Raw genomic sequence first — 13,380 nt, 5'->3', positions numbered from 1 at the left:
ACCGGCAAATGGCAGTTCCCCGCAGTCTCCATCAGTATGCGATTTTCGCCGTCCAGTTCCCACAGCAGTTCGGACAGTTCGTACAACTCAACATCTGTGTGTCCCACCTCAAAGGGAGGAGGCACCATCTCTCACAAAGGCCGCATGACGGCGATCATGCTTTTGCCGGCAATATTGTAGTAGCGGCAAATAAAGCATCGGATTACAGGCAGAGGCAAAGGAAGATAATGAATGTTAGGCCATTGATTCTGTAAGTGCTGGCAGTGTCGGCATTTTAATATCCCCTGTGGTATTTTAAATTTTATATCCTCTGAAAATTTCTTTGTGCGCTATATATTGAAATGTTTTATTTTCGAGGTGGAAAGTATTTACAGCAAATCATCAATTCAGCTCTTGACTTATTGAATATCCTCTTGTATACTTTTGAAAGATCGAAAAAAAGGATTGAAAGAACTATCATGGACGACGCCGACAGTAGCGACGCTGACCGAAGTAATATTTGCTGTAAACTGAATATCGTTAATATAGGCATAACCTGCGTCTAATCGTTAGATAGCAGGCTATGCCTTTTTGTGTTTCTGTTTGCTGATCACCGCTGAAAGGCGGTCAGAATATCAATTTTATCAAAGAAAGGAGTGATTGATCCTTTATGGATCGACACAGGCAGACACCTTGGCACACACTGAAACTTACGGAGGTCTATCAGGCTCTACATACCTCCGAGAAGGGATTGGCTGATGCCGAGGCTGTCGAAAGGTTAAGAAAAAATGGGCGCAATGAGCTGTGCTCGAAACCGCCAAAAACAATCCCGCAAATGCTGAAAGCGCAAATCCTTGACCCGATGGTACTTATCCTCATCGGCGCGGCTGCTTTTTCCGCAATCTTACAGGAGTGGACGGAGGCGGCTGTAATCTTTACCATTGTTATTTTCAACGCCATCATCGGCATTGTGCAGGAAAAGAAAGCGCAATCCTCTCTGGAAGCACTGCGCAATATGAGCACCCCCACAGCCCGTGTCTTACGTCAAGGCGAAGAGAGCGTCATTTCCGCCAGCAAACTGGTAGTGGGTGACATTGTAATACTTGGCGATGGAGATATGGTTCCGGCGGATCTGCGCTTGATTGATTCTGCAAACTTAAAGGTTCAGGAGGCTTCTTTGACAGGGGAGTCTGTACCCTCCGAGAAGGATGCAGAAAACATACTGCCAGAAGCCTGTCCCTTGGGGGACCGCAGCAATATGGCGTACGCCTCCTCCATTGTCACATACGGGCGAGCGGCTGGAGTTGTAGTAGCCACCGGCATGGATACTGAGGTGGGTAATATTGCCGGTCTGCTGGACAATCAGGACGATATGGATACGCCCTTAAAACGCAAGCTAAATGCGGTTGGTAAGACCTTGACTGTTGTTGGCCTAATTATCTGCACCCTGATTTTCGCTATCGGCACTTTTTATCACCGTCCGTTGATTCCACAGTTTCTTCTTGCAATTTCATTGGCGATTTCCATCATTCCAGAAGGCTTGCCTGCCACAGCTACTATTGTGATGGCTTTAGGCGTACAACGTATGGCGAAGCAAAATGCATTGATTCGCAAATTACCCGCAGTAGAAACTCTTGGCAACGCCACTGTCATTTGTTCTGATAAAACCGGTACTCTTACCCTCAATAAAATGACGGTAACTCATATTGCAGTCAACGGGGATTTTGAAACCGGCACAACCACTCCAGTTGAAAGTGTTGCAAAACAGCATCCCGAAGTATATAGGGAATTGGTTTATGCATCAGCGCTCTGCAACGATGCCAGTATTGACCCGGGCAGAAAGGGAGCGGTCATCGGCGACCCTACCGAAGGTGCGCTGATTTATATGGCGCGGGCATTCGGAATCGATCATGAAGAGCTTGAGGATAAATATCCTCGTGTATTTGAGCAACCGTTTGATTCAGAACGAAAAAGAATGACCACGGTTCACCGCATCAATGGAAAGTGGACCTCTTATACTAAGGGCGCAGTGGATGAAATGCTCCCACTATGCACACATATTCTCACATCAGAGGGTGTACGTTTTATTACAGAAGCCGATCGGGATAACATAGCAGGACTTTGTCTTTCCATGTCGAAAAATGCACTGCGTGTGCTTGGTTTTGCCATGCGAATACTCCCAATACTGCCGTCTGATGACGACGAAAGTGTAGAGTTTGACATGACCTTTATCGGCGTGGCCGGAATGATTGACCCCCCTCGCAAAGAGGTAGCCGACTCTGTGCGCATCTGCCGACGAGCAGGTATCCGAACAATTATGATCACCGGCGACCACAAGGCGACTGCTCTTACCATTGCAAAGGAATTAGATATTTACCGGAAAGGTAATACGGTCATATCCGTTGAGGATCTGGATGCGATGACGGATGATGAATTAGACGATGCGGTGAAAACAACAACTGTATTCGCCCGTGTATCCCCTTCGGATAAACTCCGTATCATCCAGAGTTTGAAACGCTCCGGTGAAGTAGTGGCTATGACAGGCGATGGCGTCAACGATTCTCCTGCCCTGAAAGCAGCAGATATAGGAGTAGCAATGGGTGTCACCGGCACAGACGTGGCAAAAGATGCCGCTGACATGATCTTGCTGGATGACAGCTTTACCACCATCGCTTGTGCCATCAAGGAAGGTCGTCGTGTTTACCGCAATATCCAAAAGGTGATTCAGTTCCTACTTGTCGGTAATATAGCGGAAATTCTGACTTTGTTTATTGCAACCCTGTTTAACTGGGCTGCACCGCTTCTGGCCGTACACATTTTGTGGGTAAACCTCGCCACAGCTACATTGCCTGCATTGGCACTGGGCATTGATCCGGCCAGCAAAAATATTATGAATCATAAGCCGGTAAAATCAGGCACTTTGTTTGAAAAAGATCTGGTGCGCCGTGTTATTACACAGGGTATCTTTGTGGCGGCTATGACCATCTGTGCTTACTGGATTGGTGCAAGCATAGGTAGTCATGTGACCGGCCAGACAATGGCTTTCTCTGTGCTGGCATTTTCACAGATGCTGCGAGCTTTTAACCAGCGCTCAAACACAGAACCGATTTGGGTGCGAGACGAGGGAATCAATCCCTGGCTGATCCTTTCCTTTGTTGCCTCTGCAATTCTGATGGCGTGTATTCTATTTGTGCCTACGCTTCAAAGTTCGTTCCAACTGACCAGGTTGGATGGCACTCAATGGTTAATTGTGGCGTGCCTGTCCCTTATGTCAATTCTTCAAGTGGAAATTGCGAAAATAATAAAAAAAAGCAACCATAAATAAGCAAAAAAGCAGAGGAGGCGTCTCTGCTTTTCTTAGAACACCAATATTTTGTCTACAAACGCTTTCTAGGAATATAGGGTTGAGTCAACGGAAACGCCGAGCATGAAAAAGAAGAAGATTTCAGCCATGATACTGAGCCGCTTTGCTTCGCCGGAAGCGATTGATCATATCATGGTGCAGAAGTTTGTAAGGGCATCCCCTCTTTATCGCCAAGAGCAGGATCCAAATAGTTCTAATATTAGTTTTTCGCGGCAAACCATGACCATCTGGATACTTCGCGCAACGGATGACCGGTGGGCACCAATCTGCGATGAAATGCACCGCAGACTTATGCAGGCGGAAGTCCTGTATGCGGATAAAACTACTCTTCAGATTCTGAAAAAGAATAAAAAAGGAGCAAATTTCAGGAGTTCACACAAGAGCAGGATATTTCAATGATAACTTTGAATGGATACTTAACCATCCACAAGCAGACTCACTGGCATATCCCGCGGTGAAACATGGCGTTTTACTTGCCGCACTGATATCTGAAGAGGGCTATCCACACAATAATATTCCCCCCCTGTATGGAGACCCTGTGCTGATGAAAATACCAGCCCTGCATCCATACGCCATACCAATCGCATGGGCTGCAGTCTCGCCACCTCAGGACGTATTTTAGATGTTCGATCTGCACGAGTTGCGAGCTTTGGCTCTGTATTCCTCACTCATCCACCAGACGGCAATAGATCTGCATCACTGTGTGACGATGTTTTCGAGTCAGCTTTCTGTCCCCTCCCAGCCTTTTGTCCATACAGTTCCTTTACGCTCAAGTTTTCCTGATATGCAATATTTCTGTACCGTCTGAAAACTTTATCCCGCCCTCCGTGATATTTCTCGCAGACTTAGTCTTTGATATAATCTACCTGAACCCTTCTTAATTTCCGCTACCGCCTTTAGTCTTCGCCAAACTAAGGGCACCTGTTTTTCTGGTGTTGATAACGTCTCTTTTTTCCCCGACCTATTTCAAACTTTTGCGCACCTTTTTTACCGACAATACTTACACATGGAAAAGACCGGAAGCGCAAGCATCCGGTCTTTTTCATATATCTGTTGTATTTATTTTCCCATCATAATATGGAGTATTTCAATATCGGTTTCGTGCATACCCACGCGTCCTACACGTCCCATACTCTCTATTGTTTTCTCAACTGTATCTTTTACAATACCTTCTCCCGGTTGAAATACATGCCCCTTTTTCGCCATATCAAGGCCAAGCAGCGCACACTCTACCGCAGAGGCGATTTTTGTCGCACAGGAGGATTTCGCACCGTCACACACCATGCCGCCAATCGTTGCAATCGTATTTGTGATCGTCCACGATACCAGTTCATATGACCCACCAAGCATATAAGCAATCCCAGCCCCTGCTCCACAGGCTGCACTGACCGCTCCACAATAGGCGGATAGACTTCCAATATACTTTTTCTGATGGATTGCAATCAAATTAGCCGCCGCCAGAGAGCGGTACAGGCGCTCCTTACCAATACTATAGGCTTTGGCATATTCCACCAGCGGCATAGTAATTGTGATACCTTGGTTTCCGCTCCCAGAGTTAATTACTACTGGTAGGGGACATCCACTCATGCGTGCATCGCTACCCGCTGCCGCTGCCGCTTTCGCTCTCGTATGTAGGTCCGCGCTTCCCGTCTCCAGCAGCACACGGCCAGTTTGTGCACCATAGCTTCCTTTAAGCCCCTCTTGAGAAATCGCGGTGTTGCATTCCACCTGCCTTCCGATTATCTCCTCGATATCTGCAAATCGGACTGTGTCCGCAAACTCCAGAATATTTTTTACGGTAAGAAGCGATTTATCTCCGGCCTGTTCGCTATCTTGTTGAAGCGCTCCATCAGAAAATAAGATGTCACCGTCCTTGCAGATTTGCGTGATATGATTATGCCGGTCTTTTACTTCCACCGACGCCCAATGTCCCTCCGTATCAGTCAACCGGACTTCAACATATAGATTTTCTACCCCTTCGGCCAGTGTACAGGTGCAAAAACCCGCCCGCAGCAAAGCCTTTGTCCTTTCAATATGCTCTGGCCGCACGGATTCCAGCACCTGCAATTCACGCGATGCATCCCCACCTACGACACCCAGCACAGCCGCTACGTCTATCCCGCGCATCCCCCCTGAATTCGGGACCGTCACGCCCATCACGTTCTTGACAATATTTCCACTGCAGCGCACAACGCATTCTGCCGGCTCACTCCCCAGCGTTTCACGTGCCCGTGCTGCGGCATAGGCGATTGCGATTGGTTCGGTGCAGCCCAGCGCGACCATCAACTCGCTTTTCAATATCGCCAGGTAGTTGTCGTAAAGCTTACGCTCCATAGCGTCTTCCTCCAATATTTCTCATTCCCAGTGGAAAACTGCTTCCTCTACCGATATCCTCTGCGGCGGATATGGTGATTGGTCTGGGAATCCTACATCCACATAGGTCGTCATTCGAATCTCCTCCGGCAATCCCACATGTTCCCTGATGCGCTGTTTCATCTGCTCGCTTGTGAAAGTGAGCCAGCATCCGCCCAGCCCATAGGCATGTGCGGCAAGTACAAGATTCTGCCCTGCGGCCCCGGCATCCAAAAGCTGGTTGCTCTCTGGCATGACTGGATTGGCACGGTACACGCGCATATCCTGTAAAAGCACGATATGTACCGGCCCCCCTGGGATATCGCTTCCGCGGAACAGGCCTGGACAGTTTTCTTCACGAATTACAAGATACCGTATTGACTGCAAATTGCATGCATGTGCTGCCCACAACCCTGCTTTCAGCACCTTCTTAATCAACTCGTCCGGTACTTTTTCCTCACTCCATTCCCGCACCGAACGGCGCTCATACAGGACACGCTCAAATCCTTGCCGTGCCTCCTCAGATAGGGGAGCAGGCGCGTAAGGCGTCAAATCAAGGTTTCCTCCTTGTATCAATTCCTCAGCAAACGATAACAGCTTGGATGCAAATACATACTCAGGCAGAGTTTCAGGCAACCCTCTTTCCCGCCAGACTTCCATAAACAGTCGTGCGGTTTTTGGTTGATCCGCCGACAGCGTCCGTCCCCGGTATGCAGCCGCATACACCTGTATCTCCATGGTATGATGGCAGCGTTCTCGGAATCGGGCGCGAAATTCGGTTTCATCCATCGACAAAAGCTCTTCTTTGGTTTTATTGAACGCAGCCGAGAAGTTGATCTTATCACTCATTTCTGCACACTCCTTTTCATACCTGCATCCAAGCCGACCTGTGCCAGAACGGCCGCGCCGTTGACCAAGGCCTGTTCGTCGACATCAAAGCATTCATGATGATGGGGCCAGCATTTTCCTGTTTCCTCATTGCGTGCGCCAACGAATACATAACATCCCGGTATCCGCTCCAGGAACCATGCGAAATCCTCTCCACCTGTGGTTTCTTTCAAATGTGCAAGCGCGCTGTCGCCGAACAATGTTTTGACTGCTTTGCGCGCGATCTCGGTCGATGCCGCTTCATTGATCGTTGCAGGAGTGCAGCGGCGGTATTCAAAACGGCAGGTGGTTCCATAAGCCTGTGCGGTCGTGCAGGCGATTTGCTCCAGCCTCCGCTCCACTGCGTCGCGCACCGCTGGCTGGAACGATCTTACCGTTCCCGAAAGCTTAACCTCGTTGGCAATAATATTCGACGAGGTTCCACCGGCGATCGTTCCGATCGTCACGACGGCTGGCTCAAGCGGATCCACGGTACGGCTCACAACGGTCTGCAAGGCGTTTACAATTGCACAGGCGGCCACGATCGCATCGGCTGACTGGTGCGGCTGCGCACCATGTGCGCTTTTTCCTTCCACCGTCAGGTAAATGTTGTCCGCGCTCGCCATGCGGGGGCCAACCTCCGCCGAAATCATGCCGACCGGAAGGTCGATCCATACATGAGCCCCAAAAATCTGCTCGACATCTGCAAGCTGGGGTAACGTATACATCGCATGAGCCCCTTCTATTACCTCCTCTGCCGGCTGAAAGATTAACTTGATCGTGCCGCAAAGCTCATTTTCGTGCGCTTTCAAAATCCGTGCAGCCACCAAGAGCATGGCAACATGGCAATCGTGTCCACAGGCATGCATGACACCCTGATTTTCAGACGAATATTCTGCCTTTCCCTTTTCCGTAATTGGCAGCGCATCCATATCCGCACGAAGCCCTACCACTGGGCCAGACCGCTCGCCCCGCAGCACTGCGATCACACCCGTACCACACACCTTTTCATAAGGAATTCCCAGCTCATCCAGCTCGCGGCAGATGACGCCCTGTGTACGGGTTTCTTTCCAACTCAATTCTGGATGCCGGTGGATATCACGCCGCAGGCTAATCAGGCGTTCCTGATGCCGCCCAGCCTCTTCCAAAATATTCATACCATTTCTCCTGTTTACTGGGTAGTTATAAACTGTCCGCCGCCGCAAACCGCCAGCATATCGCCCGTGATAAACGAAGCACGGTCAGAGGCAAGGAATACCGCGCCATTCGCCACGTCCTCCGGCGTACACATCCGCTTCAGGATATAGCGGTTACGTGTTTTTTGCCTTTCCGCCTCCGGATCGGGAGCATTTTCATAGCGCATTTTTGTCATCGGCGTCTCTGTCAGGCCGGGCAGAATACCATTGACGCGCACCCTCGGTCCACAGTCGACTGCCAAGCAGCGGGTCAGCATCTCCACCGCCGCTTTGGACGGGCAATATGCAACCCGTTCCGGGATACATTTCACACCCAGCTCGGAGACGATATTGATAATTACCGCATGCTCTGAGCAGCGTATCGCGTCGATCGCCGCTTTAGTCATGGTGTACACACCGAATACATTGATCTCAAACTGGCGTCGAAATTCTTCGACCGATGTATTATCGATTGTGCCAATCCCCGTCACACCTGCACAATTAACCAGAATATCGACATGCCCAAATTTCTCCTGACAACCCTTTACCACCGCGGCGGCCTGTACCTCGTCACAAATATTCGCTTTCTGGTAGGCAAAATTCTCATCTGTGATATCCGCACACGTCTCCAGACCACATCCATATACGAACGCACCCTCGTTCAGGTAAAATCGGGCTATCACCGCACCAATGCCGGAGCTGGCCCCTGTTACAATTGCTACCCGCTTTTCTAATTCCAAGCCTCATCTTCCTCTCTTTGTTCCAGATAAGGATATCCTCACAGGAGGGTCCTATGAGGATATCCCCAAAACACATTATTACAGGAAACGCGCGACATATGTCCAGGCAGAATATACATTAAAAGCCAGAATGATAATACCCATCAGCGTGGTATACCATTTGTTCTTATACTCACCTGCAAACTTTTTACTGCTCGTGAAGAATGTCAGGATGCAGATGATCACCAATCCACCCACATTCAGCAGGCCCATTACATTGACCAACAGGTTCATGGCATTGCCGCCCGAAAGGCCGCCGATCAGGCTAATAACAATACCGATCAGAATCAGCCGGCGGACCTTGATATCCGAGTTATCCTCACTGATATGGCACAATGAGTTAATGCAGTAAGACGCCAACGTGCTCATACCGCCGATTGTAGTAAAGACCGCGCCCCAGAAGCCGGCAACAAAAATATAAGTACCAAAGGAGCCTGCCAGCGGTTCGATCGCTTTCGCTGCGTCAAGAGCAGAATCCACCTGAATCCCCGCAGGATGCAGCACTGCTGCACCGGAGAGGAAGATACCAAGACTGAAGATCGTAAACATGGTTGCAAAAACGATCTGGTCATATTTGATGAAGCCCAGCGCCGAGGGCTTATCCCATTTCTGATTTTTCACCGAGTACGAATACCAAAGCGCCGAGGTGCCTGGCGCAGAACCACCGATTATACCCGCGATAATGACGGCCTGCTCTACACCGGACGGCAGCTTGGGGATAATGCCGGTCGCAAGCTGCCCTGCATCCGGCCGGACAAAAAACACATTGATAAAGAATATAATTGCCATCAGGGTACACATGACCGATGCGATTTTTATAATCCGGTTATTTGAGCTGGCCACATATAAATACGCGATAATCAGGATAGTCACCACATACACGATGGATGCTGCCTGCTCGCCAAACATGATATCGTTTAAATGGCGCATTGTGGAACCCTGGCTATAAATAACCATATACCATGTACACAGCACAACGATGAACAGGATGGTAGAGGCTACCTTGCCGATTTTCCCCCGGATAAAGTCGAACACATTCTGTCCGGAGATCGCTGTTACTTTTGCGCCGATATACGCCACGCCGCCGCACATGATACCACTTAAAACAACCACCCACAACAAGTCATAACCAAACAAGGAGCCTGCCTGAATACAGGATGTTGCTGTGCCAGGTCCCATTGAAGTGGAGCAAATCATGGAAGCCGGTCCAACAAACGCCATGATATACAACAGCTTTTTAATCAGTCCGCCTTTTGGAAGTTGAAAGTCATCTACGTTTTTCTGCGGTGTCTGGTTCGCCATGCTACTTTCCTCCTTTAATACCCACTTAATCTTTTTGTGAAATGATCTATTTTGTCACCAAATCCCGTATTACGACACGCCCTGCAGCCGGTGCCAAATGGAGTTCCTGATATCCGGTTACCGGTGTAAGACAGGCAAGCCGTACCTTACCATTTACCGACAGCGTACACCGTCCGCAAATACCATGATCGCATACGCTGTGATGGTAATACGCCAGGGTCGAATCACAATGAAGCGAAATATGGTTAAGCAGCCCCATTACCGTCATACCCTCACAGGCTGAATTCTCGACTTCAAAGGTATCCGTCCGCCGCAGTCCGGTATCCGGATCATACCGGTCGATTAACACTTTCATTCGATACGCCCCTTTCTCATCGTTTGTATTTCAGGGCGGGATCCAGGAAATATTCGATCACGTTTTCCCGTTTGCCCGTCGGCAGCGGCATGCGATCCGCAATCGGCCTGCGTATTTCGGTTTTCATTTCGCCGGCCTCGTCATGGTGAACATATTTTATCAGATAATTATCATGATCCACCTGCGGATAATCCTTGCGGATGTGACATCCGCGGCTTTCCTTACGCTCGATTGCTGCCAAAATACCTGCCTTACAACAGGTCAGAAGATTCTGTGTCTGCAGTGCGCCGAGCCATTCCAGATTGTACGCTCTGCTCTGGCTGACCAGCGTTACGTTTTTCCACTCTGCCTCCAGTTCTTCTATGCGCCGCAGCGCCTTTTTCAGTCTCTCCTCACTGCGAATCAGCCCGAAGCCCTCATCACATGCTTTCTGTATTTCCTCATAGAGCGTCAAGGCGTTCATTCCGCCTCGATGTTCAAAAATACCAAATATTTTGTTTAAGCATTGTGCTGACTGTGCTTCATCCAGAGCATGGAGCTTGCTTTGCTCCGCATATGCCGCAGCATTCCGGCCCGCACGCATTCCTTGGCACATCATCTCCACAAGGCCATCCCCTACTCGGCAGGCTCCGAACACGCCGCTGCCTGCTTCTCCCGCGACGTACAGACCATCTACGCCTGTCTGCATCTGGTCGTCAATTTCAACGCCGCCCATGCAGTACTCCGCGCCAATACCAACCTCAATCGGTTCGTCTGCAAATAGCATCCGCTCGACCGTTGCCAGACTCTCACCCTTGTAGTACCCATGCCTGTGCCACCGGTCAAACCGGTCATAGAAAATCTTTAGTCCTGCCTCTTTCTCTTCGCGGCTGTTGGCAGAATAGTCGTAGAAGAATCCCCCATTCGGCCCCGCCAATCCTTGATCCGCCGCATAACCGAAATAATAGGAGGTGACCAGTTTACTCAGCTTTCCTCCACGAGACAACTTAACGACCTCCTCCGGTATAGGCAACGGATCGCCGTTTTTGTCCCTGATCGTGTATTTGAGATTGCGCATGTTATACTCAAACACATAAGGATAGATCGAGCCTCTCATCTCCTGCGGCACTACCGCAGTCGGGAACGAAAGGATAAATTCCATATCTGTCAGCCGGGCGCCGGCCCTGTACGCCATTGCCGGCCCATCCCCAGTCATATCAGTCACGGTGTTGTTCATCGAAAACGGCATATAGCCGCCGGTTCCAATTACAACAGCCTTTGTGCGGAACAGAACCGCCTCGCCAGTATATATGTCTATACCAACTGCGCCGCAGACCGTTTTTTCATTTGTGAGCACTTCAACGATCATCATGTCTTCAAACGTCTGAATGCCTGCGGTTTCTTTCAACCCTTGTACCAATGCTTTGGTAAAGCTCAGTCCGGAGGCAATCCAGTTGGCTGGCGGACAGCAGAAGAAGTCCTGTCCCGCTCGCTCGGCCCATCCCAGATAATCTTTCATCACGATCGGCCCGTCGTCGACATACTGCCGCACCATATTTTGGTCTGCCAGATAAAATGATTCTTTCACAATACAGTCGAACAGTCGTTCCTTCGTAAAAGAGGGGTCGGCAAAATCCAGGTGCAGCAGGTTTTTGCCGCTCTCTCCATCCACACCAAAGCCGCCTCCGGCCATGATCGCATTGCCGCTCACTCCAATTTTCCCCTTGGAAACCAAGGCAACTCGCGCGCCAGCACGCGCAGCATAAACTGCAGCTGTGATGCCTGCACCAGAGCCGCCGACCGCAACGACATCAGTCTCTATAATACGCCCAAAATCCTGCAGCATAAAAACACTCCTCAGTCTCCGATGCCCTCATAAGCAGGCATCGCGTCATAATCAATATCCGCATACTCGAGCACCAAGTCATGCGCTGCCTTGCCGTATTCCTCTTTGTAGTCTTCCATTGCCAACGCAACGGCATTTTCTCCGTCTTTGCCAAATGCGGAGACAATCGCCTGCCGCATCGCACTATACAGATGGCCTACATGATATTCCCACGGCATTTTTGCTTTTCCGCCAATTTTGTTCCGTTTTTCTGCAAACGCCTCCATCCGTTCTGTCGACACACCGCAACCGTCAAAAATAAAATCGCAGAACTCATCCCCCAGTGTCCGGTTCGCCAGCAGCTTCAGTTCCATTCCGTTATAACCGCGTGCCAGCGCTGCGTCTACATCCTTGCAGTAATAGCTTCCGTACTCCAGCAGTCCACGCTTACTCCATTCGGTATACCACGGGCAGCAATGGTTTTCCATATGTACCTCCGGTGCATATTGCGGGAAACGAAGATCCATTTGCCCTGGGAAAGCCTCCCATTCGCCATAAACCAGATAGTTTTCCACATCGAGCGGATTTCCATCCGCCTGCGTGCGCAGCGCCATGCGGCGCCCCCGCTGCTCACCATAATGCCTTACACCCGCCGTTACCGCAGCCTTGCCCGCCTCTCCAAAAGCATCTATCGTCCGTTTTGCCAAATAGGCAAACAGCATTGCGTGATGGGACGCCGACGAAAGAATAACATCCATAGAAAAACCTCCCTTTTGAAAATCAAACACACTTCTTCATCCCAATGTTTGCATCTGTTCCAGATAAAGCTGCAGAAAGTGCAATATTTCCTCCCCCTTTTCTTTTGATACCGCTTCCCCATACTGTTCCATCACGCGATCCATCGCCTCATGGTAGCGCTTATGCCCTTCATACGCCTGTACTCCAAGCTCTGTCAGATGGAAGTATACTTCCTTTTGATTACTTACATATTTGTAGCGGCGCAGTAGTCCAATTTTCTCGAGCTTTCCAACGCTTTTGGACACAGCACCTTTCGTCAATCCCAGCTGATTAGAGAGCTCCGTCAGATTGAGCGCTCGGGTCGCCGCAATGCATTCTATCGCATGAATCTCGGACGGATACAACTCCACCCCTGGGCAGTATTCATGTTTAGAGCGCTGCAAATTGGTATAGCAGTTAAAGAGGCGAACCATAATTGTTTCTGTTTCCTGGTAAAAGTTTTCCACATTTCCACCTCTTTTTATTTCCTGTTAAACAAAATATAACACCACCCGCTTGATCTGTCAATCTCTTTTCTATCCTATTATATTTTTCATATATTATGACAACTTTTCATTCGTTTATTTGTGATAAAGTAACATATTTCGTTTTATTTTTGTATACGC

The 13,380-nt window shown here is 49.5% G+C and carries 11 protein-coding genes and 1 pseudogene; 2 read left to right on the top strand and 10 right to left on the bottom strand.

Annotation, left to right across the window (positions count from 1 at the left end):
* Positions 1-158 (bottom strand): annotated as a pseudogene (locus H8S45_RS16450) (IS110 family transposase); the annotation flags it as partial.
* 491 nt (positions 159-649) lie between these two features.
* On the opposite strand from H8S45_RS16450, the gene H8S45_RS14185 reads away from it, so the two are divergent.
* Positions 650-3,304: a cation-translocating P-type ATPase gene (locus H8S45_RS14185; RefSeq protein ID WP_186950278.1), complete on the top strand. Its 2,655-nt coding sequence runs from the start codon at positions 650-652 to the stop codon at positions 3,302-3,304.
* 102 nt (positions 3,305-3,406) lie between these two features.
* Positions 3,407-3,742: an IS66 family transposase gene (locus H8S45_RS14180; protein WP_054328221.1), complete on the top strand. Its 336-nt coding sequence runs from the start codon at positions 3,407-3,409 to the stop codon at positions 3,740-3,742.
* A gap of 660 nt (positions 3,743-4,402) precedes the next feature.
* Here H8S45_RS14180 and H8S45_RS14175 read toward each other — a convergent pair.
* The 9 genes from H8S45_RS14175 to H8S45_RS14135 form a co-directional block, all read right to left on the bottom strand.
* On the bottom strand, positions 4,403-5,677 hold the full coding sequence (locus tag H8S45_RS14175; RefSeq protein ID WP_054328220.1) for an L-cysteine desulfidase family protein: 1,275 nt from the start codon (positions 5,675-5,677) through the stop codon (positions 4,403-4,405).
* 21 nt (positions 5,678-5,698) lie between these two features.
* Positions 5,699-6,544 (bottom strand): nitroreductase family protein, encoded by an 846-nt coding sequence (locus H8S45_RS14170; protein ID WP_054328219.1) that lies wholly within the window; start codon positions 6,542-6,544, stop codon positions 5,699-5,701.
* Entirely contained in the window at positions 6,541-7,719 is a 1,179-nt protein-coding gene (locus H8S45_RS14165) for a M20 metallopeptidase family protein (protein ID WP_054328218.1), read from the bottom strand. The genes H8S45_RS14170 and H8S45_RS14165 overlap by 4 nt, the downstream gene beginning before the upstream one ends.
* A gap of 14 nt (positions 7,720-7,733) precedes the next feature.
* Positions 7,734-8,477 carry an SDR family NAD(P)-dependent oxidoreductase gene (locus H8S45_RS14160; RefSeq protein WP_054328217.1) on the bottom strand — a complete coding sequence of 248 codons (744 nt, stop codon included), beginning with the start codon at positions 8,475-8,477 and terminating at the stop codon, positions 7,734-7,736.
* Positions 8,478-8,555: 78 nt separating this feature from the next.
* Entirely contained in the window at positions 8,556-9,818 is a 1,263-nt protein-coding gene (locus tag H8S45_RS14155) for an Nramp family divalent metal transporter (RefSeq protein ID WP_054328216.1), read from the bottom strand.
* 46 nt (positions 9,819-9,864) lie between these two features.
* A complete protein-coding gene (locus H8S45_RS14150; protein WP_082397373.1) occupies positions 9,865-10,173 on the bottom strand; it encodes a 2Fe-2S iron-sulfur cluster-binding protein in 309 nt (102 codons plus the stop codon).
* 16 nt (positions 10,174-10,189) lie between these two features.
* On the bottom strand, positions 10,190-11,998 hold the full coding sequence (locus tag H8S45_RS14145) for an FAD-dependent oxidoreductase (RefSeq protein ID WP_054328215.1): 1,809 nt from the start codon (positions 11,996-11,998) through the stop codon (positions 10,190-10,192).
* An 11-nt stretch (positions 11,999-12,009) separates the two neighbouring features.
* On the bottom strand, positions 12,010-12,735 hold the full coding sequence (locus H8S45_RS14140; protein WP_107631642.1) for an L-2-amino-thiazoline-4-carboxylic acid hydrolase: 726 nt from the start codon (positions 12,733-12,735) through the stop codon (positions 12,010-12,012).
* 36 nt (positions 12,736-12,771) lie between these two features.
* Entirely contained in the window at positions 12,772-13,221 is a 450-nt protein-coding gene (locus H8S45_RS14135) for a MarR family transcriptional regulator (RefSeq protein ID WP_054328213.1), read from the bottom strand.
* Positions 13,222-13,380: the final 159 nt, after the last annotated feature.

This window comes from Agathobaculum faecis, assembly GCF_014287995.1.
Taxonomy (GTDB): Bacteria; Bacillota; Clostridia; order Oscillospirales; family Butyricicoccaceae; genus Agathobaculum; species Agathobaculum ammoniilyticum.
Note: the sequence above shows the minus strand (reverse complement) of the source record. Positions and strands in the feature narration are given on the sequence as shown.